This window comes from Allobosea sp. RAF48 (genome assembly GCF_052114025.1).
In the GTDB taxonomy this organism is placed as follows: domain Bacteria; phylum Pseudomonadota; class Alphaproteobacteria; order Rhizobiales; family Beijerinckiaceae; genus Allobosea.
This window is the reverse complement of record NZ_JBFRDZ010000008.1, coordinates 1-22,309: the sequence shown is the minus strand read 5'-3', so window position 1 is coordinate 22,309 and position 22,309 is coordinate 1. Positions and strand designations below refer to the sequence as shown.

Sequence of the window (22,309 nt, the reverse complement as noted above, 5' to 3'; positions counted from 1 at the left end):
GATTGCCCTCCACCCTGAGAAATGTTCCCCAGGCGGAGGGCGATTTGTCTCGAACGGGCTCTCAGATCGCCGCTTCGATCAGGAACGGCCCCTTCTTGGCCAGCGCCGCCTTGAACAGGCTGGTGAACTCCTCGGCCGTCGTGGCGCGCGCAGCCTCCACGCCCATGCCCTTGGCCATCGACACCCAGTCGAGCGCCGGCTCGTCGATGTTGAGCATCAGCGTCGCGTTGCGGCCGAAGTCGTTGACGCCGACGGCGCGCATCTCGCCATGCAGGATCTGATAGGTCCGGTTGGCGAAGATGACGGTGACGATGTCGAGGTTTTCGCGCGCCTGCGTCCAGAGCCCCTGCACCGTGTACATGCCCGAGCCGTCGGCCTGCATGCCGATGACCTTGCGGTCGGGGCAGGCCACGGCCGCGCCGATGGCCAGCGGGATGCCTTCGCCGATCGCGCCGCCGGTGAGCTGGATGTAGTCGTGCTGCGGCGCGCTGTGGCAGTCGTAGTAGAAGCTCCGGCCCGACGAGACCGACTCATCGCAAACGATGCAGTTCTCCGGCAGCAGCGCCGAGACGATGGCGCAGGCCTTGTCGGCATCGAGCTTGCCGGTCGGCAGAGCAGGCTGCTCCTTGCGCGGCGGGGCGATGTAGGCGGGGGCGGTCTTGGTGGCGCCCATCTCCTCCGCGAGCGCGGTGATCGATGCAGGCAGATCGTCGCCGGGGCTGGCGAGCGTCGCGACCTCGCAGCCGTCATGGATCAGGCGGCCGGGCTTGCCCGGATAGGCGAAGAAGCCGACCGGGGTCTGAGCCCCGACGAGCACGAGGTAATCGACGTCCTTGAGCTGATCGAGCGCCTTGTCGATCGGGTAGAACACCTTGGGCATGGCGACGCGGCCGGCGCCGCGCTGGATGCGCCCGTTCGACATCTGGCTGAAGATCTTGGCGCCGGTCGTTGCGCAGATGCGGGCCGCCATCTCCATCGACTTCTCGCGCAGCGCCAGGCCGGTCAGCATGATCGCCGCACGCGCGCCATGCTTGCGCAGGCCGGCTGCGACCGCGCGGATCGTGGCGGCTTCGACGCTCTTCAGCGCCGGCAGCTCGGTCGGCTTCAGCATGGCGGGCTCGACACTCCCCCAGGCGCAGTCAGCCGGCAGGATCACGGTGGTGACGCCGGGCAGGGTCAGCGAGGCGACATAGGCTTCCCCGATCGCCGGGCCGACATCCTCCGCCGTCGCGATGCGCCGGACGAAATGCGACATCGGATGCGCCAGGCTCTCGATATCGCTGGTCAGCGGCGCGTCATGGACGAGGTGGTAGGTGGCGTGGTCGCCGACGACGTTGATCATCGGCGTGCGGGCGCGCCGGGCGTTGTGCATGTTGGCAAGCGCGTTCGCCATGCCCGGCCCGCAATGCAGCAGCGTCGCTGCCGGCTTGTCGGCCATGCGGGCATAGCCGTCGGCGGCACCGGTCACCACGCCCTCGAACAGGCCGAGCACGCAGCGCATCTGTGGCTTGCGGTCGAGGGCTGCGACGAAATGCATTTCGGAGGTGCCGGGATTGGCGAAGCAGGTATCGACGCCGTTGATCAGAAGCGTGTCGCAAAGGCGGTCGGCGCCGTTCATTGGGAAAACCTCGACTCGAAAGAAGGCGCCCTTGCGCCGGCGGGCGCAGGGGAGGAAATTCCTCCCGCCCTGTCAAACAAGAGAATGTCATCGCTTTCCCAAGCGACAGTGATCGGCCGCTTGACGGATTTGCATATGTATTCAACCTGCTTCGGAAGGAAGGTTGAATCTCGCCGCGGATGACGTTTAGGCGTCTGAGCGGAGCATCAGCCGCAAAAGCAGGGGAAAGGTTTCAACCATGGCAGTTTTCAAGCGCATCGGCGCGACTGTGGGCATTGGCCTCGCGGCGCTTCTGGCGGCGGGTGGCGCCCAAGCGCAGACCAAGGTCAATATCGGTATTTCCGGCTGGACCGGCTTCGCGCCGCTGGTGCTCGCCAAGGAGGCCGGCATCTTCGCCAAGAACGGCCTGGACGTGACGATCAAGAAGATTCCGCAGAAGGATCGCCACCTCGCCATCGCCTCGGGCGACATCCAGTGCGCCGCGACCACGGTCGAGACCTGGATCGTCTGGGACGCGGCCGGCATCAAGACCAAGCAGATCTTCCAGCTCGACAAGAGCTACGGCGCCGACGGCATGGCCGTGCGCAACGCCGTCGGCTCGATCAAGGACCTGAAGGGCAAGACGGTCGCGGCCTCGGCGCCCGGCACCTCGCCCTATTTCGCGCTCGCCTGGATGCTCAAGGAAAATGGCATGTCCATGAAGGACGTGACCGTCGTCAACATGGAGCCCGGCCCGGCCGCGCAGGCTTTCATCGCCGGCCAGAACGACGCGGCCATGACCTATGAGCCCTATCTCTCCACCGTCCGCGACAAGCCGGATGCGGGCAAGATCATCGCCACTACCCTCGACTACCCGATGGTGATGGACACCTTCGGCTGCACGCCTGCCTTCCTTGTCAACGAGAAGGCGGCTGCCGCGCTCGCCCAGAGCTATTTCGAGGCGCTGGAGATGATCAAGAAGGACCAGGCCAAGGCCTATGAGATCATGGGCGCGGATGTGAAGCAGACCGGCGAGCAATTCGGCAAGTCGGCCGCCTTCCTGCGCTGGTCGGATGCCGACGGCAACAAGAAGTTCTTTGCGGGCGATTGGCAGGCCTTCTCCGCCAAGGCAGCCGATCTCCTGCTTGATATCGGCCTGATCAAGGCCAAGCCCGATCTCGCCGCGCTGGTCGACACGAAGTTCGTCGCCGGCAAGTGAACGCCGGGGAGGCTGCTTGAGATCTGCGCGAGCCCTCATTCTGAGGAGCCATCCCGAAAGGGATGGCGTCTCGAAGGATGTTTCAGAAGGCTCGGGAACTATCTGGAGCATCCTTCGGGACGCCGCTGCGCGGCTCCTCAGGATGAGGGCTGGAGGGTGACGGCCGGCCTTGAATGCCCAAGGGGCGACATCCTCCCGGATGTTCTGGAACCCGGCCTGCGCGTCGTCTTCTGCGGCACGCAGGCCGGAGCCGCCTCGGCCCGGCGCGGAGCCTATTATGCCGGCCCGGGCAACAAGTTCTGGCCGGTTCTCCATCAGACCGGGCTCGTACCGCTAAGGCTCGTGCCAGAGGACTTCCGAAGCCTGCCGCGCTACGGCATCGGCCTGACCGACGTGGCCAAGCGGACCTCCGGCCCGGACTCCGCCCTGCGCGGCAGCCATTTCGATGTGGCTGGCTTCGAGGCGCGGATCGCGGCAAGCGCGCCTGATATCCTCGCCTTCAACGGCAAGCGCGCGGCACAGGCCGTCCTCGGGATCAGCGAGGGACGGCTTTCCTACGGGCGGCAGGCTGAGAAGCTGGCCGGTGCCGAGATCTATGTCCTCCCCTCGACCTCAGGCGCCGCAGCCGGCTTCTGGTCGATCGAACCCTGGAAGCAACTGGCCATGGCCGTGACCGGAACGATATCGCGATGAGACCCTTGCAACCCGTCTCGGCCACGGCCCGCATCGGCTATGGCCTGGCCTTCTTCGCGCTCTTCGTCGCGCTCTGGTCGGTCGCGACCTTCGGCGGCTATGTCCAGCGTCTCTTCCTGGCCGACCCGCTGACCATGGTCGGCGAGGGCTACAATCTGATGGTGCGCTACGGCTTCAGCTTCGACATCATGATGACGATCTGGCGCGTCGTCGGCGGCTTCATCATCGCCGTCATCGTCGCTCTGCCGCTCGGCATCATGATGGGCGCCTACAAGCCTATCGAGGCGTTCCTGGAGCCCTTCGTCTCCTTCGCGCGCTATCTGCCGGCCTCGGCCTTCATTCCGCTGCTGATCCTCTGGGCCGGTATCGGCGAGACGCAGAAGCTGCTCGTCATCTTCATCGGCTCGGTCTTCCAGCTCATCCTGATGATCGCGGTCTCGGTCGGTTCGATCCGGCGCGATCTGGTCGATGCCGCCTATACGCTGGGCGCCACCGACCGGTCGGTGGTGCGCCGCGTCATGTTGCCGAACGCCGCGCCCGAGATAGCCGAGATCTTCCGCCTCGTCCTCGGCTGGGCCTGGACCTATGTCATCGTCGCCGAGCTGATCGGCTCTTCTTCCGGCATCGGCCACATGATCACCGACAGCCAGGCGCTGCTGAACACCGGGCAGATCATCTTCGGTATCATCGTGATCGGCCTCATCGGGCTGGTCTCGGATTTCCTCTTCAAGGCGATCAACCAGCGCCTGTTTCCGTGGGCGCGCGCATGAGCAAGCTTGTCATCGAGAATGTCGGCAAGATCTTCGCAGGCCAGCGCGGTGCTGAGCCGACGCGGGCGCTGATGCCGACCTCGCTCAACGTCGCCGACAACGACTTCATTACGATCCTCGGCCCGTCCGGTTGCGGCAAGTCGACCCTGCTGCGCATCATCGGCGGGCTGGAGACGGCGAGCGAGGGGCGCATCCTGCTCGACGGCACGCCTGTGTCGGGGCCGGGAGCCGATCGGGGTTTCGTCTTCCAGAGCTACACGCTCTTCCCCTGGCTGACGGTGCAGCAGAACATCGCGTTCGGCCTGCGCGAAAAGGGGGTGCCCGAGGCCGAGCGGCTGAGGATCGCCCGCGACTGGGCGGTGCGCGTCGGGCTCGGCAGCTTCGTCGACCATTTTCCGAAGCAGCTCTCGGGCGGCATGCAGCAGCGCACGGCGATCGCTCGCGCACTCGCCAACGACCCCAAGATCCTGCTGCTCGACGAGCCTTTCGGCGCGCTCGACAACCAGACCCGCGCGCTGATGCAGGAGATGCTGCTCGGCATATGGGAGCGCGAGAAGAAGACCGTGCTCTTCGTGACCCATGATATCGAGGAGGCCATCTTCGTCGGCTCCCGCGTCGTCGTGATGAGCGCGCGCCCGGGGCGGATCAAGGCCGATATCGCCGTGGATCTGCCACACCCGCGTCCTTACACCATCAAGACGACCCCGGAATTCGTCGCCCTGAAGGAGCGACTGGTTGAGGAGATCCGTGCCGAGGTGATCGCCGCCGATCATTGACCATCCTCGTCATTGCGAGGAGCGAAGCGACAAAGCAATCCAGGGCCGGCGGAGCTCTACGTCTCCCTGGATTGCTTCGCTGCGCTCGCAATGACGAAAGGGGCTGCGGCGTAAAGGCAAAACCAGTCATGCTTCCGTAGGGGAACCAAGCCGCGCCGCCTGCGTTGTCATGTCGCAGGCGAGTGCCTGCCTTGCGCCGAGGGGCGGTTACGACAGCGATCCGACTTGCCATGTTGATGGAAAGGGGCGCTGCCGAAGGTGGGGCCAATGCACTCGCTGATTGCCAGGATGTTGTCTCGGCTCGCGATCGAGCCACGTATCGATGTTGTTTTTCCCGATGGCACGCTTCAATCCATCGGACAGGGCTCTGCGCCGCGGTTGCGCATGCGTATCGTGGATTCGCCGACCGAACTGAAACTCGCGCTCAATCCTGAACTCGCCCTGGGTGAAGCCGTCATGGACGGGCGCGTCGTGGTCGAGCAGGGCTCGCTCTATGATCTGCTCGACGCGCTGGTTGCCGCCGTCCACAAGGCCCGCCCGAAGGGCTGGGGCAAGACGCTGGAGGGTCTGCGCACCGCGGTGCGCCGTTTCCACCAGAACAACACGCCGGCACTGGCGAAGCGCAACGTCGCGCATCATTACGACCTGAAGAGCGATTTCTTCCGGCTCTTCCTCGACCCGGACATGCAGTACTCCTGCGCTTATTTCGCGCAGCCGCACATGACTCTCGCCGAGGCGCAACTCGCCAAGAAGCGGCACATCATGGGCAAGCTCGATCTGCGGTCGGGCCTGCGCGTGCTCGATATCGGCTGCGGCTGGGGCGGCATGGCCCTGTCGATCGCCGGCGAGACCGGCGCTTCCGTCACTGGCATCACGCTTTCCGAGGAACAGCTTGCCATCGCGAAGCAGCGCGGCGCGGATTCAGGCCTGCCGGTCGAGTTCCGGCTGCAGGATTATCGCCACCTGACGGAGCCCTTCGACCGTATCGTCTCGATCGGAATGTTCGAGCATGTCGGCGTTGGCTACTACCGCGACTACTTCCGCAAGGTCGGCGAGCTGCTCAACGACGATGGCGTGGCGCTGATCCACACCATCGGCCGCTCGACGCCGCCGGGCGCGACCAATCCCTTCATCGCCAAGTATATCTTCCCGGGCGGCTACATCCCCGCCATGTCGGAGGTGGCGGCCGCGATCGAACTGGAGGGGCTGGTCATCACGGATGTCGAGGTGCTGCGTATCCACTATGCCGAGACGCTGAAGGCCTGGCGCGAGAACTTCCTCGCCCGGCGCGACGAGGCGGTGGCGATGTATGACGAGCGCTTCGCCCGGATGTGGGAGTTCTACCTCGCTGCGTCCGAGGCGAGCTTCCGGCACGATGATCTGGTGGTGTTCCAGTTCCAGCTCGCCAAGAAGCTCGACGGCTTGCCGATCACGCGTGGCTATATCGAGGAGCGCAAAGACACGCTCGGGCAAAAGCCATCGACGATGTATGTCGCCGAGCCGGTTTAGGCCGGCTCCGGGCCGACATAGCGGGCACGGGGCCGGATGAGCCGCCCCGTCTCGCTCTGCTCCAGCGCGTGGGCGATCCAGCCCGCGCAGCGCGCGGCGGCGAAGAGTTGGAACGGCACATCCGGCGCAAGCCCGAGTTCGCTCGCGATCGCCGTCAGCACGAAATCGATATTCGGCTCCTCACCGGTCAGCGCCGTGACGGCCCGGCGCGTCTCCTCATAGGCCGGCGGCAGCGTGAACGCGGTTAGCAGCGCGAGGGCCCGTGCATCGCCATCCGGATAGAGCGGATGGCCGAAGCCGGGCAGGGGCATGCCTGTGGCGAGGCGGGCGGAGACAGCCATCTCCACGCCCTCGCTCGCGATCTCCCGCATCAGCCCGAGCACGCGCGGTGTCATCCCGCCATGCAGCGGGCCGGAGAGTGTGGCCAGCCCGGCCAGCACACAGGCCGCGAGCGAGGCGCGCGTCGAGGCGGCGACCCGCACCGCGAAGGTCGAGGCGTTGAGCTCATGGTCAGCGAGCAGCACCAGCGCGCGGCGGATCAGGTCGGCGCCATCAGCATCGCAACCCCAGGCCAGCGCCAGCCGGTGGTGGATCGGGCCTTGGCCCGGCCGCCCGGCAATCGCATCGACCAGCGCATCGATGACGGACGCCGCCTCGAGATAGAGCGCCTTCTTCGTGCGGCCGGCCATGGCGGGATCGCTGGCGGCACGCGCCGCGATCACCGCGAACATGCGCTGCCGGGCCGGCGCCTCCGGCACGATCGTGAACAGCGGCGGAAAGCGTTGCGAACCGCAATCCCACAGCAGCCGCGCGACATCTTCCAGCTTCGCCGTCTCGGCGAGCTGCTCGGCATCCTGCCCGCGATACCAGAGCTTGCCGCGCTGGATCGTAGCGATGCCCGAGGCCAGGATCGGCTCGCCGAAGGCGATCGCGTCCTCGGCGATGGCCGCCGGTTTCCGCCCCCGCGCCTTGCGGCGCTCCAGCCGCGCCACATCCTCCGCCCGATAGAGCCTCCGGCGCGAATCGCCCGCATCGCCACGCGCCTCGATCAGCCCGCGGCTGACATAGGCATAGAGCGTCTGCGGCTTCAGCCCGAGCCGCACCATCACCTGTTGCGCCGTCAGCCAGTCGGTCATCGAAATACATTGATTATATTGTTCAAGATTGATTCTAGCGATGAAGCTACCGATCCTCAAGTCCTCAGATGTTGAGGAGAGATCGCCATGTCCGATGGCCTTGAAGATGTCGTTGCCGCGCACACTGTCCTTTCGGAAGTCGATGGAGCGGCTGGCCGGCTGGTGATGCGCGGCCATAGCCTCGATGAACTGGCGGGGCACACCTCCTTCGAGGAGATGGCTGCGCTGATGCTGGACGGCTTCGTGCCGGATCTGCCCGCCATGAAGGATCTTCCGGCGGCGCTGGGCGCCGCGCGGCAGGATTTGTTCGAGACGGTCGTCGCCAGGGCTGCGGTGCCGGTGACGCTCGAGCCGGTCGAGATGATCAGGGCAATGACTGCGCTGATCCCGGACGGCGAGGACGCCGGCACGATCCTGCGGCTTCTGGCGGCGCCCGCCGTCTTCACCGCCGCGTCCCTGCGCTTGCGGCAGGGACTTGCACCGATCGCGCCCGACCCTGCGCTGTCGCAGGCCGCCGATACGCTGCGCATGCTGCACGGCAAGGCGCCGACCAGGCAGCAGGCGACTGCCCTCGATACCTATCTCGTCACCGTCGCCGATCACGGCCTCAACGCCTCGACCTTCGCCGCCCGCGTCGTCGCCTCGACCCGGGCCGGGTTGGTCTCGGCCACGCTCGCGGGCATCAGCGCGCTGAAGGGGCCGCTCCATGGCGGCGCTCCCGGTCCGGTGATCGAGATGCTCGATGCGATCGGTACCCCGGCGAATGCCCGCAGCTGGCTCGAATCCGCGCTCGATCGCGGCGACCGGCTGATGGGTTTCGGCCACCGCATCTACCGCGTGCGCGACCCGCGCGCCGATGCGCTGAAGGGCGCGATCCGCCGGCTCGGCGCCGATAGCGGGCGTCTCGCGCTGGCCGAGGCGGTCGAGCAGGCGGCGCTCGCCATCCTGCGCGAGCGCAAGCCCAACCGCACGCTGGAAACGAATGTCGAGTTCTACACGGCGCTGCTGCTGGAGGCACTCGGCTTCACGCCGGATTCCTTCACCTGCGTCTTCGCGCTGGGGCGGACGACGGGCTGGCTCGCCCATGCCAAGGAGCAGATCGCCGGCGGCCGGCTGATCCGCCCGCAATCGGTCTATGTCGGCCCGCAGCCGCGGCAGGCGGCCTAGCGCGCCGTCATTCCGGAGCCGGCCGTAGGACCGAGCCCGGAACTTATGGACACGAGGCTGCTCCTGTTCCGTCATGCTCGCCCTCGTGGCGAGCATCCACGTCTTGAACACCGCACTGCACCGATGAAGGCGTGGATGGCCGGTACAAGCCCGACCATGACGGCAATCCGCGCGTTCATGGGTTCCGGGCTCTTCGCTGTGCGAGCCCCGGAATGACGGCGTGGTTCCGTCACAACACAGCGTGCTTTACGACGCTGGAGTCAGCCTCACGACAAACAGCTCGCCGTCGCGCCCGGCGGCGAGTTCGGCCGTGACGGGAGCTTCGAGCACGGCGCTGTCCCCGGCGGCCAGCGCGGTCCCGTTCACCTGCCAATTGCCATGGCACGCCACGAGAACCAGCAATCCACGCTCCGACGCGACCTCATGCCATCCGCCGCCCAGGCGCTCGACGCCGTGGCTCCATGCCCCGCACCGGCTCATCACGTTGAGATCGTCGATCGGCCCGTCGACCAGCACGCCGTCCACTGCCCGGTCGGCGGCGAAGAAGAAGGGGGCGGTCGAGCGAGCGAGCGCCACCGTCTCCCCGCCGCCGAAGGCAAGGCGGATGCCGTTGCCGGTCAGCACCGACAGGGTCCGGTCGATGCCGGGGAAGGACGAGAACGGCCCGTCCTGCCCGACATGCGCCATCGAGATGCGCCATTCGAAATCGCTCAGGGGGGCTCCCTCGGGAAAAACCGCGATCTCGGTCGTGGTGCCGCCGCCGTTCTTCCACGGCATGACCTTGCAGTCGGCGGCGCGGATGATGCGCATGGGATGGGTCCTCGACGGGGGGACGGGGTGGCGTCGTCATTGCGAGGAGCGTAGCGACGAAGCAATCTAGGGGGCGTAGAGCTCTACGACACTGGATTGCTTCGCTTCGCTCGCAATGACAGGGAGTTCAGCCCAGAATCCCCGGCAGGTTGAGCCCCTTCTCGCGGGCGCAGTCCAGCGCGATGTCGTAGCCGGCATCGGCATGGCGCATTACGCCGGTCGCCGGGTCGTTCCAGAGCACGCGCGAGAGGCGGGCAGCCGCGTCATCGGTGCCGTCAGCGCAGATGACGACGCCCGAATGCTGCGAGAAGCCCATGCCGACGCCGCCGCCATGATGCAGCGAGACCCAGGTCGCGCCGCCCGCAGTGTTGAGCAGGGCATTGAGCAGCGGCCAGTCGGATACCGCGTCCGAGCCGTCCTTCATCGCTTCGGTCTCGCGGTTCGGCGAGGCGACGGAGCCGGAGTCGAGATGGTCGCGGCCGATCACGACCGGCGCCTTGAGCTCGCCGGTCCTGACCATCTCGTTGAAGGCGAGACCGAGCCGATGGCGATCACCGAGGCCGACCCAGCAGATGCGCGCCGGCAGGCCCTGGAACGAGATGCGCTCGCGCGCCATGTCGAGCCAGTTGTGCAGATGCGTGTTGCCGGGCGTGAGCTCCTTCACCTTGGCGTCGGTCTTGTAGATATCCTCCGGATCGCCCGAGAGCGCGGCCCAGCGGAACGGGCCGATGCCGCGGCAGAACAGCGGGCGGATATAGGCCGGCACGAAGCCGGGGAAGGCGAAGGCGTTCTCCAGCCCCTCTTCCTTGGCGACCTGGCGGATATTGTTGCCGTAGTCGAAGGTTGGGATGCCCATGTCCTGGAAGGCGATCATCGCCTCGACATGCTCGCGCATCGAGGCGCGCGCCGCCTTCTCGACGGCCTTCGGATCGCCCTCGCGGCGCTGTTTCCACTCGCCCATGGTCCAGCCCTTGGGCAGGTAGCCGTTGACCGGGTCATGGGCCGAGGTCTGGTCGGTGACCATGTCGGGCCGGATGCCGCGACGGACCATCTCAGGCAGGATCTCGGCGCAGTTGCCGAGCAGGCCGACCGATTTCGCCTCGCCGTTCTTGGTCCAGCGGGCGATCATCTCGAGCGCCTCGTCGAGGGTTTGCGCCTTCTCGTCGAGATAGCGGGTGCGCAGGCGGAAATCGATCGAGTCGGGATTGCACTCGACGGCGAGGCAGGAGGCGCCGGCCATCACCGCTGCAAGTGGCTGCGCGCCGCCCATGCCGCCTAAGCCGCCGGTCAGCACCCATTTGCCCTTGAGGCTGCCGTTGTAGTGCTGGCGCCCGGCCTCGACAAAGGTCTCGTAGGTGCCCTGCACGATGCCCTGGGTGCCGATATAGATCCAGGAGCCGGCCGTCATCTGGCCGTACATGGCGAGCCCCTTCTTATCGAGCTCGTTGAAATGGTCCCAGTTCGCCCAGTGCGGCACGAGGTTGGAGTTGGCGATCAACACGCGCGGCGCATCCTTGTGGGTGCGGAAGACGCCGACCGGCTTGCCGGACTGGACGAGCAGCGTCTCGTCGGCCTCGAGCTGGCGCAGGGCCGCGACGATGCGGTCGAAATCCTCCCAGGAGCGCGCGGCCCGGCCGATGCCGCCATAGACGACGAGCTCATGCGGGTTCTCGGCGACGTCCGGGTCGAGATTGTTCATCAGCATGCGCAGCGGCGCTTCGGTCAGCCAGCTCTTGGCGGTGAGCTCGGTGCCGGTCGCGGCGCGGATCGTGCGGGTGTTGTCGAGGCGGGTCATGAACGGCTCCGTTCGATGGCTGCGGCTGCGGCAAGCGCGGCTTCGATTGTGGCTGACAAGGCGGTCTGCAGGCTGGCGGCCTTAGTCTCGTCGAAGGCCCAGGGCGCTGATTCTTCAGCCAGATAGGCGGAGAGCGCTATTTCCATCTGGAGCGCATGGACGCGCTCGAAGGGGCGCCCGTAATGGCGCGTGATCCAGCCACCCTTGAAGCGGCCGTTGAGGATCTGGGTGAAGGGCTGGCCTGCCATGGCGGCGACAGCTGCCGCCTCGACGCTATCAGCGCAGCTTTCGCCGGAATTGGTGCCGAGGTTCAGCGTCGGCAGCGTCCCATCGAAAAGACGCGGGATCTCCGACTTGATCGAGTGGCAGTCCCAGAGCACGCAATAGCCGTGCTCGGCCTTCACCCGTGCGATCTCGGCCGCGAGCGCCTGATGATAGGGCTGGAAATAGGCAACTTTGCGCCGCTCGATCTCAGCTGCGTCCGGCGCGTTCTGCCAGATCGGCGCACCGTCGAAGGTCGTAGTCGGCACGAGTTCGGTCGTCGCCTGGCCCGGATAGAGCGAGACGCCGGCCGGATCGCGGTTGAGGTCGATCACGAAGCGCGAGAGCTGCGCCTCGACGATCGTCGGCTCGAACGGCGCGGCGAAGCTGTAGAGCCGGCGCATATGCCAGTCGGTGTCCTCGACCAGCCGGCCGCGCTCGCTCAGCGCCGCCGCAACCTCCGGCGGCAGGCCCGTGCCGGGATGCGGCATCGAGAGGATGAACGGGGAGGAGCCCCGCGTGACGCTGATGATGGTCATTTGAGCGCGTTTCCTCCTGCCCTCATCCTGAGGAGGCGCGTCAGCGCCGTCTCGAAGGATGTTCCAGTGTGCGGCGGAGCCTCGGCGAGCATCCTTCGAGACGCGCCTTCGGCGCTCCTCAGGATGAGGGCTCGCGGGACGCGAGGCGATCTCACGCCCCGCACTCCGCGAAGCTGTCGAGGCCCGCTGCCTTGCCGACCGCTCCGGACAGCACGAACTCGGTCGCGGCTGCGAGATCAGGAGCGAGATAGCGATCCTCGGTCAGCGGCGCGATCTTCTCGCGCAGCAGCGCCAGCACCGGTTCCAGCCGCGCGCTGGTCTTGAGCGGGCGATGATGCTCGATCGCTTCCGCCGCCGCCATCAGCTCGACGCCGATGATGCTGGCGGCGTTCTTCGCCATGTCGATCAGGCGGAAGGCGCCATGCGTCGCCATGGAGACGTGGTCTTCCTGGTTGGCTGAAGTGGGGATGGTGTCGACCGAAGCAGGGTAAGCCTTCTGCTTGTTCTCGGAAGCCAGCGCCGCGGCCGTGACCTGCGCGATCATGAAGCCGGAGTTCAGGCCGGCGTCGCGGGCGAGGAAGGGCGGCAGCCCGCTCATGACGGGGTCGACCAGCAGCGCCATGCGCCGCTCGGAGAGATTGCCGATCTCGCAGACGCCCATCGCCAGCATGTCGGCGGCGAAGGCGACCGGCTCGGCATGGAAGTTGCCGCCCGAGACGATCTCGCCCGGCCCGAGCACCAGCGGGTTGTCGGTGACCGCGTTGGCCTCGATGCCAAGCGTGGCGGCCACGTTGCCGATGAGGTCACGCACCGCGCCCATCACCTGCGGCTGGCAGCGCAGGGAGTAGGGGTCCTGCACCTTGGTATCGCCATGGCGATGGCTCTCGCGGATGGCGCTGCCGGCGATCAGGTCGAGCAGGATCTTGGCGACCTTGATCTGGCCGGGCTGGCCGCGCAGGGTCTGGATACGCGGGTCGAAGGGCGTGTCGGAACCCTTCAGTGCATCGACCGAGAGCGCACCGGCGACCAGCGCGGCGTCGAAGACGCGGGCGATAGCGGCAAGACCGGTGAGCGCCAGCGTGGTCGAGACCTGCGTGCCGTTGATCAGCGCGAGGCCCTCCTTGGCACCGAGCGCGAGCGGGCTGAGGCCGGCGCGCTTCAGCGCCTCGGCTGCGGGCAGAGTCTCGCCCTTCAGGCGGATCTCGCCGAAGCCCATCAGGGCTGCGGTCATATGGGCCAGCGGCGCGAGATCGCCGGAGGCGCCGACCGAGCCCTTGGCGGGGATGACCGGCAGGGCATCGGCCTTGAGCGCACCGGTCAGCGCTTCGATCACCACCGGCCGCACGCCGGAGGCGCCGCGCGCCAGGCTCGCCGCCTTCATCGCGAGCAGCAGGCGCACCACGCCGTCTGGCAGGGCAGGGCCGGTGCCGACGGCATGCGAGAGGATGAGGTTGCGCTGGAGCGTGGCGAGATCGGCATCGGCGATGCGCACGCTGGCGAGCTTGCCGAAGCCGGTGTTGACGCCATAGGTCACGGTGCCGGCGGCGACGATCTCCTCGACGATCTTCTGCCCGGAGGCGATGGAGGTGGCGCTGTCGCCGGCGAGGGAGGCCACGGCGCCGTCGAGGATGGCGCGCCAGTCGGTGAGGCGGGCTGCGCCCGGGTTAAGCGAAACCGTCGTCATTGTCCGTTCCAGATGCGGGTGTGAAGCGGGTTGAAGCCGATGCGATAGGCGAGCTCGGCCGGGCGTTCGATGTCCCAGATCGCGAGGTCGCAGCGCTTTCCGGCTTCGAGCGTGCCGACCTCGTCCTGGAGGCCGAGCGCGGTGGCGGCGTGGCGGGTGAGGCCGGCGAGCGCCTCCTCCGGCGTCATGCGGAAGAGCGTGCAGGCCATGTTGAGCACGAGCAGCGGCGAGGTCAGCGGCGACGAGCCGGGATTGGCGTCGGTCGCCAGTGCGATGGCGACGCCGTGCTTGCGCATCAGCTCGATCGGCGGCTTCTGCGTCTCGCGCAGGAAATAGAAAGCGCCGGGCAGCACGACCGCGACGCTGCCAGCCTTGGCCATGGCTTCGACGCCGATCTCATCGAGATATTCGAGATGGTCGGCGGACAGCGCGCCCATCTCGGCTGCAAGCTTGGCGCCATGCAGGTTGGAAAGCTGCTCGGCATGGACCTTGATCGCGAGGCCCTTCGCCTTGGCGGCGCTGAAGACAGCCTTCGTCTCCTCGGGGGAAAAGGCGATGCCCTCGCAGAAGACGTCAACGGCATCTGCAAGTCCTTCGGCCGCAACCGCGTCGAGGATCGGTCCCGCGACGAGCGCGGTGTAGTCGCCCGAGCGGCCCTTATATTCCGGCGGCACGGCGTGGGCGCCGAGGAAGGTGGTGCGCACCGTCACGGGTCGCTCACGGCCGATCCGGCGCGCGACGCGGAGCTGCTTCAGCTCGGCCTGCTGCTCCAGCCCGTAGCCGGACTTGATCTCGACGGTGGTGACGCCTTCGGCCATCAGTGCGGCGAGGCGCCGATCGGCCGAGGCGAGGAGGTCGTCCTCGCTCGCCTCGCGCGTCGCCTTGACGGTGGAGAGGATGCCGCCGCCGGCGCGTGCGATCTCCTCATAGGTCGCGCCCTGGAGGCGCAGTTCGAACTCATGCGCGCGGTCGCCGCCGTAGACGAGATGGGTGTGGCAATCGACCAGGCCGGGCGTGATCCAGCGTCCCTGGCAATCGATGGTCTCGGCCGCCGCGAAGGCCGGAGCTTCCGCGCGCTGGCCGGCGAAGATGATGCGTCCGTCGCGGGATGCGACGACGCCGTCCTCGATGGCGCCATAAGCTGCGTTGACGATGGGTGACATCGTCGCCAGCCGCGCATTCGTCCAGAGCTTGTCGCAAGCCAGCGTTTCACCTGGCGCTATGGCCACCGCGCATCCTCCCGCTACTCTTTGATCTCCGAACATGATATCTAATTGCATATGCAAATGGCAAGCGCTATTTGCATATGCAATTAGGCGCCAACGACCGAGGGAGCGAAACGGTGACCGAGACCCTGCATCTGGCCGAGGCTCTTCTGCCCGAGGGCTTTGCCGGTGATGTGAAACTGACCGTCGCCGACGGCGTGATCATGTCCGTCGAAGCAGGGCGGAAGCCGGCGGGGGAAGCCCGGAGTTTCGGCGGGATTGCGCTGCCAGGCATGCCGAACCTGCACAGCCATGCCTTCCAGCGCGGCATGGCCGGCCTGTCCGAGCGGCGCGGCGCGCCGGAGGATTCCTTCTGGACCTGGCGCGAGGTGATGTATCGCTTTCTCGACCGGCTCGACCCGGAGGATGTGCAGGCCATCGCTGCCCAGGCTTTCGTCGAGATGCTGGAAGGCGGCTTCACCGCGCTCGCAGAATTTCACTACCTGCATCACGATAAGGACGGCCGCCCCTATGCGAACATCGCGGCCATGGGGCAGGCGATAGCCGCGGCGGCAGGAGAAACCGGGCTCGGCCTCACCTTGCTGCCGGTGCTCTATCGCTTCGGCAATTTCGGGCAGGCGCCGTCGGTCCATGGCCAGCGCCGCTTCGTCAATGACCGCGACGCTTATCAGCGTCTGCTGGAGAACAGTGCGGTGGCGATCCGCGATCTGCCGGATGCGCGGCTTGGCGTGGCCCCACATTCGCTGCGTGCCGTCGCGCTCGACGATCTCGGGTGGGTGGCCTCCCTGCGTCCGGGCAACCCGGTCCATATCCATGTCGCCGAGCAGGTGCCGGAGGTCGAGGCCAGTCTGAAGATCACCGGCAAGCGCCCGGTCGAACTGCTGATGGACACGATCCCGCTCGACCGGCGCTGGTGCCTGATCCATGCGACGCATCTGAGCGATGCAGAGCGCGACGGCATTGCGCGCAGCGGCGCGGTCGCCGGCCTGTGCCCGATCACCGAGTCCAACCTCGGCGACGGAATCTTCGACGGCATCCGCTACCGCGATGCCGGCGGCGCCTTCGGTGTCGGCAGCGATTCCAACATCCAGATCGATGCCGGTGCCGAACTGCGCCAGCTCGAATATTCGCAGCGCCTGCGCGATCGCCGCCGCGCCCTCTTCGCCGAGGAGCAGGCCTCGACTGGCCTGGCGCTCTGGCAGGCAGCTTGTGCCGGCGGTGCGCAGGCCTGCGGCCGCGCCATCGGCGCGATCGCGCCGGGCCACCGTGCCGATTTCATCACGCTCGACGCCGATCACCCGGCCATCGTCGGCAAGGCCGGTGCCGAGGCGGTCGACAGCGCGATCTTCGCCGCCAACGCTCTGCCTTTGCGCGACGTCGTCGTCGGTGGCAGGAGGGTGGTGGCCGAAGGGCAGCATGTCGCCCGCGATTCGGTGCGCGCGCGCTTTGCCGGCGTGATGCGGCGCCTGCTTGCTGCAGCGTAGGGAACAGGATGACGGAGACCCGGCTCGACGCGGTGAAGCTGGACGGCGCCGGGCCGGTCTATGAGCAGATCCGGCGCGCGATCCGCGATCTGGTGGTCAGCGGGGAATGGCCGCCGGGCACCGGCGTGCCGCCGGAACACGCCTTGATGGAACAGCTCGGCGCCTCGCGGATGACGGTGCATCGCGCGCTCGTGCAACTCGCCCGTGAGGGGCTCATCGTCCGCCGCCGCCGCTCGGGCACCATCGTCGCGAGCCCTCCGGCCAGTCACGCCATGCTCGACATTCTCTCGATCCCGGAGGAGGTGGAGCAACTCGGCCAAGCGTATGCATATGACGTTCTTTCACGCAGCGACGGCCGGCCTGCTCCGGAAGTCGCCGAGCGCTTCGGCCTGAAGCGTTCGGACAAGGTGGCTCATCTCGTCGTGCTGCATCGCGCCGACGGCAAGCCGCATGTGCTGGAAGAGCGCGTCATCCACGCTGCCGCCGTGTCCGGTCTCGCCGAGGAGGATTTCGCGCTGACACCGCCCGGCGACTGGCTGCTCAGGCACAGTCTCTGGTCGCAGGCCGAGCACGCGATCAGCGCCGTCGGGGCGGGAGAGGAAGAGGCTGGCCTGCTCGACATCGCGGTTGGCGAGCCCTGCCTCCTGGTCGAGCGCCGGACCTGGAACCAGTCGAAGCCGGTCACCGCCGTGCGGCTGCTCTATCCCGGCTTTCGCCATCGCTTCGTCGGGCGTTTCGGCCCCTACGGCCAGGTCTGACGCGGCAAGCCAGGCTGCAAAAAAAAAGGCCCGCCGGATCGGCGAGCCTCCCAAGAATTCGCTGGAGCTTCCGTCAGCAGGCGTAACGCACGCGCCGGCCCCACTCGTCGCGGCCGTAGCAAACTTGATCCGGCGTGGCGGCGGAACCGATGATGGCGCCGCTGGCACCGCCGATGGCTGCACCGGCCAAGGCACCGCCGGCCCGGCCCGTCGCGGCGCCGCCGATAAGCGCACCCGCGCCCGCGCCGATAAGAGCGCCAGTACCTGCATTCTGTTCACGCGCGGTGCAGGCGCCCAAGGCGGCTGCAAGACCCACGATGACCATGAACTTCTTCATGCCGACTGTTCTCCTCTTCACAAAACGGCGATGTCGCTCGCACTCCGAAACCCGCCGTGCCGGCAAAGGTTCCGATGCGAAGCGCAACCTCCATTTACATGACGATGGGCCGGAAATGTGGTGCCGGAAGATTGCACAAAAAGGCTCTGAAAAAGCTGGAACCTTTGGCTTCCGCAGGACGTTGAGGAGACGAGTTTCTGGCGCTGCAGCGATGCGCCGCTGACACATGGAGGAACCGACATGGCGATGTCCACCACGCCCACCACCAGCACTGCCAATCCCTTGATTGCAGGGGCCCGCGTTGCCGGAACGGACGTCTACAACGCAGCTGGTGAGCATCTCGGCGAGATCTACGACGTGATGCTCGACAAGCAGACCGGCAAGGTCGCCTACGCCATCATGTCCTTCGGCGGCTTCCTCGGCCTCGGCGAGAAGTACCATCCGATTCCGTGGAGCGTTCTCGATTACGACCCGCAACGCGGCGGCTACGTCGTGCCTCTGACGAAGGAGAAGCTCGAAGCTGCGCCGATGTACGACAGCGAGGGCGAACCCGACTGGGAGGACAAGGCTTACGGCAAGCGTGTCCACGACTATTACGGCACGATGCCCTACTGGATGATGTAGCGGCTGCCAGACGCAGGTCGCGGCGGTTGCTATCCCCCCAGCCGAACCGCCGTGGCGGCGGGATGCGGGCCGAAAGGCCCGCATCTTCTTTTTGAGCCTGGCTTGCGTGTTCTCGCAGGCGGCGAAGGCCTGAAGAGCGCGGGGCTTTTTCTCCAGCGCTTGGGAACCGGAGGGCGCCTTCGCGCGTCTGCTCCGAGAGGGAATTCGACACTCGATGAGCTACCGCGGCATAGCCGCGAGGCAGCCGTCCCTCACATCAGGAGAAAGCGAGATGCGTATCCGTTACGGCTATCGGATCGAGTTGGTTTGCGCGCGTGACATGCCCCTCTTCACATTGCTCGACGTCCATCCCTCACGCCGCCATGACCTGACGATGCCCGACGAGATGCGGGTTAGCGCTTTGGCCGATCCGTCGCTCCCGATCGCTGTCGCACAGCATCTCGACGCCTTCGGCAATATCTGCCGGCGCATGGTGGCGCCTCCCGGCGGCATCCGCCTTGAATCGGAAGGGGTCGTGCACGATTCGGGCGAGCCCGACCGTGTCCATCCGACGGCGCGCGAGGTTGCTCCCTCGCGCCTGCCCGACGAGGCGCTCGTCTATCTGCTCGGCAGCCGCTATTGCGAAACCGACAAGCTCTTCGATCAGGCCTGGTCGCTGTTCGGGCAGGTGGCGCCGGGCTGGCCGCGCGTCCAGGCGATTGTCGACTTCGTCCACAATCACCTGACCTTCGGCTATCATTTCGCTCGCAGCACGCGCACGGCCGCAGAGGCCTTCGAGGAGCGGATCGGCGTCTGCCGCGATTTCGCGCATCTCGCCATCGCCCTGTGCCGCTGCATGAACATCCCGGCACGCTATTGCAATGGCTATCTCGGCGACATCGGCGTGCCGCCTGACCCGGCGCCGATGGACTTCAATGCCTGGTTCGAGGTTTTCCTGGGCGGCCGCTGGTACACCTTCGATGCCCGCCACAACGAGCCGCGCATCGGCCGCATCGTCATCGCCCGCGGACGTGACGCGACCGATACCGCGATGATGTGTTCCTTCGGCATGCATACGCTGCAGCGCTTCGAGGTGATCACCGAAGAAGTCGCGGAGACGCCCATGCCGCTGGCCCCGCCGCAGCCTGCGCAGTTCGACGCGCGCCCGGCGGCGGCGTGAGGCCGGTCTTGCACCGCTGCGGGGTGCACCTATCTTGGGCTCCACATGCGCCATACCGTTGTCGTCAACGCTCGCGCGGGAGCTGTGCTGGAAGCCGGTGCCGATGCTTTTGCAACGCGCATCGAGGCTGCTTTCAAGGCCCATAGCTGCCACGCGGAAGTCAAGCTGGTCCCGCCGCGCGAGATCGGCAGCGCCTTGTCGCTGGCGATCGAAAAAGATAGGACGATACCGGTCCTGGCCGGCGGCGACGGCACCATCAACGGCGCCTTGCCAGTCCTGATTCAGTCGGACCGCCCGGTCGGCATCCTGCCGATGGGAACCGTGAACGTGCTGGGGCGTGACCTCGGCCTGTTCGGCCCGCTCGAACAGCAGGTCGAGGCGCTCTGTCATGGCGAGCCCGTCGCGATGGATGTCGGCCGCGTCAACGATCGGCTGTTCCACTCCATCTCCGGCATGGGGTTCTTCAGCCTGATGGCGCGCGAGCGCGAATATGCCCGCCGCCGCTTCCCCTTCAGCCGGGTTGCTGCCTTCGGTGTCGCCGCGACGCGCTCGATCCTGTTCACGCGCCCGATCACCGTCGAGATTGCCGTCGGCAATCAAAGCCGCGTCGTCGAGGCGGATGCCGTGCTGGTCACCGTCAATCGTTTCAACGGTGCGGAATGGCGGCGCGATTGTCTCGATGGCGGTGTCTTCGAGGTCCATGTCCTGAATGCGGGCGGCCTCTATTCGCGCAGCAAGGCGGCCCTGTCCGTCGCTTCCGGCCTCTGGCGCTCGTCGCGAAATCTCAGTTCCTTCACAGGCAATGCCGTGACGCTTTCCCGGCGCGACAAGCGGCGCGGGCACATCACTTTCGATGGCGAGGTCGAGCGCAAGGTCGGGCCGTTGGCATATGGTTTGCTGCCCAGGGCCTTGACGGTTATCGCCGCTCGCCCGCCCCGCTTCCGGAGTTGAAAGTCGCCATGTCTCAGCCTGGGCACGCTCTGAGCCAGGTGTCTGCCCCCTGGTGGCAGCCGCGCATTCTCGTGCCGGTTGCCGCCGCGCTGGTCTTTGTGACGCTTGCTGCCTTCATCGCCTCGGGTCACAGCTTCGCCTTCGATACCACGCTGGTCCAGCTGTTCCGCGACCCTGCCAATCCCGCCGCTCCGGTCGGGCCGACCTGGTTTCAGGAGGCGGTGCGGGACATGACTGCGCTCGGCAGTTTTGTCGGCCTGTTCTTCATGGCGACGACCGCGACGCTGGCGCTCTGGTTCTGTGGTTATCGGCACCTGGCTGTGGGCCTCGTCGTCAGCCTGCTCGCGGCCCTGCTGGTCAGCAATGGGCTGAAGATCGCGATCGGGCGCCCACGGCCCGACATCGTCGCCCATGCGGCGCTGACCTTCACTGCCAGCTTTCCGAGCGGGCATGCCTTCCTCTCGGCGGTGACGCTGCTGAGCATCGCGGGCTTCGTCGGCCTCGCCTCGCGGCGTGACGACATCAAGCGGCTGTGCGTTTCGCTGGCCTGGGTGATGATCGTGCTGATCGGTCTCAGCCGGGTCTATCTCGGCGTTCACTGGCCGACCGACGTCATCGGCGGCTGGTGTCTCGGCGTTGCCTGGTCGAGCACCGCGATCGCTTGGCTCGGGCGGAGGATGGCGGCCTCCGACACGGCCTGAGGCCGGCTGGCTCGGTCGGCGTCCGGCCTCAGAGCCGGCTCAGCGCATGTCGATAGTGGCGTTGACGCCGAGATCGGGCGTGCGCCCGAGGATCTTCGCCGTCGCCAGCTTGAAGGCGACGACGACGCTGCTCGATGGGCCGTCCCAGATTTCGGCAGAGATCGGTGTCAGCTCCAGCAGCGTCGCGTCGGGATCGTCCGGTCCATTGGGGAACCAGGCGCTCGCCAGCGGGGTCCAGATCTCGCGCAGCTCCTCCCGGCCCGGCACTTCCGAGGCCGAGCAGGAGATGGCGGCGTAGAAGTTCCGGTCCTCAAGGCTGATCGCGAGGGAGACGGAAGGGGAGCGCAGGGCCGCGCCGATAATGCCGGTATGGCGATGGCTGATGAAGAGCAGCCGATGATGGTCGCGGTCGAGATGCCCCGACATCGGCCGGGTCTTGATGGTGTTTTCGGCTAACAGCGAGACCATATAGACGGGGTGCGCGGCCAGCGCGGTCCAAATTCGCTCCTGCACTTCGGTCTCGCGCATCACTTGCTCCAGCTCGCACGATCATCTCATGGCTCGCGCCCGATGAGAACGCAGTCGGCGGCGGAACGTTCCGTCCTCGCGGAACTTTGACCGGGCGTCGGGCGTTGGCAGCGCGCCGCGGTTCCGGCCGCTTCTCCAAGGATGTCTCATGCTCGCTTCGCGCAATCTTCTGGTCGTTCTGGTCGTGGTGCTGGTCGCTGCCCTCGCTGTCACCGGCTATTCGCTCTACCAGGAGAAGAAGCAGCCGGACGGCGTCGAAATCTCGGTCGGCAAGAACGGGCTGTCGATCAAGGAGAAGTGAGGTTGCTGCCGCCGCCTCTCCGGCGATGCGGTCAGCGGATGGCTCCCCGACCGTCGGGCATTGGCCTTCCCGCCCCAAAGGCGCTAACACCCTCCCACGGACCTGTTCGTGGGAGAACGAGATGAACGCGCCCTTCAAGAACCTGATCGCCGGCGAGTGGGCCGGCGGGGCCAATGCCTCGCGCAACATCAATCCCTCCAACACCAACGACGTGGTCGGCGAATACGTCCAGGGCTCGGTCGAGGACCTCAACAGCGCCGTGGCCGCCGCCAAGGCCGCGTCGT

The 22,309-nt window shown here is 66.8% G+C and carries 22 protein-coding genes and 1 pseudogene; 14 read left to right on the top strand and 9 right to left on the bottom strand.

The window, feature by feature from the left end; all coding sequences use genetic code 11:
* Window positions 1-61 precede the first annotated feature (61 nt).
* A complete protein-coding gene (locus AB4Z10_RS16025; RefSeq protein WP_441471374.1) occupies window positions 62-1,618 on the bottom strand; it encodes an acetolactate synthase large subunit in 1,557 nt (518 codons plus the stop codon).
* Window positions 1,619-1,856: 238 nt separating this feature from the next.
* Here AB4Z10_RS16025 and AB4Z10_RS16020 point away from each other — a divergent pair, with 238 nt between their 5' ends.
* From AB4Z10_RS16020 to AB4Z10_RS16000, 5 genes are all read left to right on the top strand, one after another.
* Entirely contained in the window at window positions 1,857-2,816 is a 960-nt protein-coding gene (locus AB4Z10_RS16020) for an ABC transporter substrate-binding protein (protein WP_441471373.1), read from the top strand.
* Between the two features lie 156 nt (window positions 2,817-2,972).
* Window positions 2,973-3,509 (top strand): mismatch-specific DNA-glycosylase, encoded by a 537-nt coding sequence (locus AB4Z10_RS16015; protein ID WP_441471372.1) that lies wholly within the window; start codon window positions 2,973-2,975, stop codon window positions 3,507-3,509.
* Window positions 3,506-4,279, top strand: a complete 774-nt coding sequence (locus AB4Z10_RS16010) for an ABC transporter permease (RefSeq protein WP_441471371.1) — start codon at window positions 3,506-3,508, stop codon at window positions 4,277-4,279. Before AB4Z10_RS16015 ends, AB4Z10_RS16010 begins: the two co-directional genes overlap by 4 nt.
* Complete coding sequence (locus AB4Z10_RS16005; RefSeq protein WP_441471370.1) at window positions 4,276-5,055, top strand: ABC transporter ATP-binding protein; 780 nt, start codon at window positions 4,276-4,278, stop codon at window positions 5,053-5,055. Before AB4Z10_RS16010 ends, AB4Z10_RS16005 begins: the two co-directional genes overlap by 4 nt.
* 267 nt (window positions 5,056-5,322) lie before the next feature.
* Window positions 5,323-6,564, top strand: coding sequence for a class I SAM-dependent methyltransferase (locus AB4Z10_RS16000; RefSeq protein WP_441471369.1), 1,242 nt, complete (start codon window positions 5,323-5,325; stop codon window positions 6,562-6,564).
* Here AB4Z10_RS16000 and AB4Z10_RS15995 read toward each other — a convergent pair.
* Window positions 6,561-7,700 (bottom strand): citrate/2-methylcitrate synthase, encoded by a 1,140-nt coding sequence (locus AB4Z10_RS15995; RefSeq protein ID WP_441471368.1) that lies wholly within the window; start codon window positions 7,698-7,700, stop codon window positions 6,561-6,563. The genes AB4Z10_RS16000 and AB4Z10_RS15995 overlap by 4 nt on opposite strands.
* An 87-nt stretch (window positions 7,701-7,787) precedes the next feature.
* Between AB4Z10_RS15995 and AB4Z10_RS15990 the strand changes: the two genes are divergently transcribed.
* Window positions 7,788-8,867 (top strand): citrate synthase/methylcitrate synthase, encoded by a 1,080-nt coding sequence (locus AB4Z10_RS15990; protein ID WP_441471367.1) that lies wholly within the window; start codon window positions 7,788-7,790, stop codon window positions 8,865-8,867.
* A 246-nt stretch (window positions 8,868-9,113) separates the two neighbouring features.
* Here the strand turns inward: AB4Z10_RS15990 and AB4Z10_RS15985 are convergent, their stop codons facing one another.
* The 5 genes from AB4Z10_RS15985 to hutI form a co-directional block, all read right to left on the bottom strand.
* Entirely contained in the window at window positions 9,114-9,677 is a 564-nt protein-coding gene (locus tag AB4Z10_RS15985) for a HutD/Ves family protein (protein WP_441471366.1), read from the bottom strand.
* Window positions 9,678-9,804: 127 nt separating this feature from the next.
* Window positions 9,805-11,472, bottom strand: coding sequence for a urocanate hydratase (gene hutU, locus AB4Z10_RS15980; RefSeq protein WP_441471365.1), 1,668 nt, complete (start codon window positions 11,470-11,472; stop codon window positions 9,805-9,807).
* Complete coding sequence (gene hutG, locus AB4Z10_RS15975; protein ID WP_441471364.1) at window positions 11,469-12,272, bottom strand: N-formylglutamate deformylase; 804 nt, start codon at window positions 12,270-12,272, stop codon at window positions 11,469-11,471. Before hutG ends, hutU begins: the two co-directional genes overlap by 4 nt.
* 151 nt (window positions 12,273-12,423) lie before the next feature.
* Window positions 12,424-13,956, bottom strand: a complete 1,533-nt coding sequence (gene hutH, locus AB4Z10_RS15970) for a histidine ammonia-lyase (protein ID WP_441471363.1) — start codon at window positions 13,954-13,956, stop codon at window positions 12,424-12,426.
* Window positions 13,953-15,161, bottom strand: a complete 1,209-nt coding sequence (gene hutI, locus AB4Z10_RS15965; RefSeq protein WP_441471582.1) for an imidazolonepropionase — start codon at window positions 15,159-15,161, stop codon at window positions 13,953-13,955. Before hutI ends, hutH begins: the two co-directional genes overlap by 4 nt.
* Before the next feature lie 101 nt (window positions 15,162-15,262).
* On the opposite strand from hutI, the gene AB4Z10_RS15960 reads away from it, so the two are divergent.
* A complete protein-coding gene (locus AB4Z10_RS15960; RefSeq protein WP_441471362.1) occupies window positions 15,263-16,666 on the top strand; it encodes a formimidoylglutamate deiminase in 1,404 nt (467 codons plus the stop codon).
* Window positions 16,667-16,674: 8 nt separating this feature from the next.
* The gene (locus tag AB4Z10_RS15955) at window positions 16,675-17,424 is read left to right on the top strand and encodes a UTRA domain-containing protein (RefSeq protein WP_441471361.1); all 750 of its coding nucleotides are present in this window, start codon (window positions 16,675-16,677) and stop codon (window positions 17,422-17,424) included.
* A gap of 73 nt (window positions 17,425-17,497) precedes the next feature.
* Here the strand turns inward: AB4Z10_RS15955 and AB4Z10_RS15950 are convergent, their stop codons facing one another.
* Window positions 17,498-17,761 carry a glycine zipper domain-containing protein gene (locus tag AB4Z10_RS15950; RefSeq protein WP_441471360.1) on the bottom strand — a complete coding sequence of 88 codons (264 nt, stop codon included), beginning with the start codon at window positions 17,759-17,761 and terminating at the stop codon, window positions 17,498-17,500.
* A gap of 240 nt (window positions 17,762-18,001) precedes the next feature.
* Here AB4Z10_RS15950 and AB4Z10_RS15945 point away from each other — a divergent pair, with 240 nt between their 5' ends.
* From AB4Z10_RS15945 to AB4Z10_RS15930, 4 genes are all read left to right on the top strand, one after another.
* Window positions 18,002-18,385 (top strand): PRC-barrel domain-containing protein, encoded by a 384-nt coding sequence (locus AB4Z10_RS15945; protein WP_441471359.1) that lies wholly within the window; start codon window positions 18,002-18,004, stop codon window positions 18,383-18,385.
* Window positions 18,386-18,656: 271 nt separating this feature from the next.
* Complete coding sequence (locus tag AB4Z10_RS15940) at window positions 18,657-19,544, top strand: transglutaminase-like domain-containing protein (protein ID WP_441471358.1); 888 nt, start codon at window positions 18,657-18,659, stop codon at window positions 19,542-19,544.
* A gap of 45 nt (window positions 19,545-19,589) precedes the next feature.
* Complete coding sequence (locus AB4Z10_RS15935) at window positions 19,590-20,495, top strand: diacylglycerol/lipid kinase family protein (protein WP_441471357.1); 906 nt, start codon at window positions 19,590-19,592, stop codon at window positions 20,493-20,495.
* 8 nt (window positions 20,496-20,503) lie between these two features.
* Complete coding sequence (locus AB4Z10_RS15930) at window positions 20,504-21,196, top strand: phosphatase PAP2 family protein (RefSeq protein ID WP_441471356.1); 693 nt, start codon at window positions 20,504-20,506, stop codon at window positions 21,194-21,196.
* Between the two features lie 39 nt (window positions 21,197-21,235).
* Here AB4Z10_RS15930 and AB4Z10_RS15925 read toward each other — a convergent pair whose 3' ends face one another.
* On the bottom strand, window positions 21,236-21,724 hold the full coding sequence (locus tag AB4Z10_RS15925) for a pyridoxamine 5'-phosphate oxidase family protein (RefSeq protein WP_441471355.1): 489 nt from the start codon (window positions 21,722-21,724) through the stop codon (window positions 21,236-21,238).
* Window positions 21,725-21,872: 148 nt separating this feature from the next.
* Between AB4Z10_RS15925 and AB4Z10_RS15920 the strand changes: the two genes are divergently transcribed.
* Together AB4Z10_RS15920 and AB4Z10_RS15915 are read left to right on the top strand one after the other, a co-directional pair.
* Window positions 21,873-22,025 (top strand): hypothetical protein, encoded by a 153-nt coding sequence (locus AB4Z10_RS15920; RefSeq protein ID WP_265052127.1) that lies wholly within the window; start codon window positions 21,873-21,875, stop codon window positions 22,023-22,025.
* Between the two features lie 121 nt (window positions 22,026-22,146).
* A pseudogene (locus tag AB4Z10_RS15915) lies at window positions 22,147-22,309 on the top strand (aldehyde dehydrogenase family protein); the annotation flags it as partial.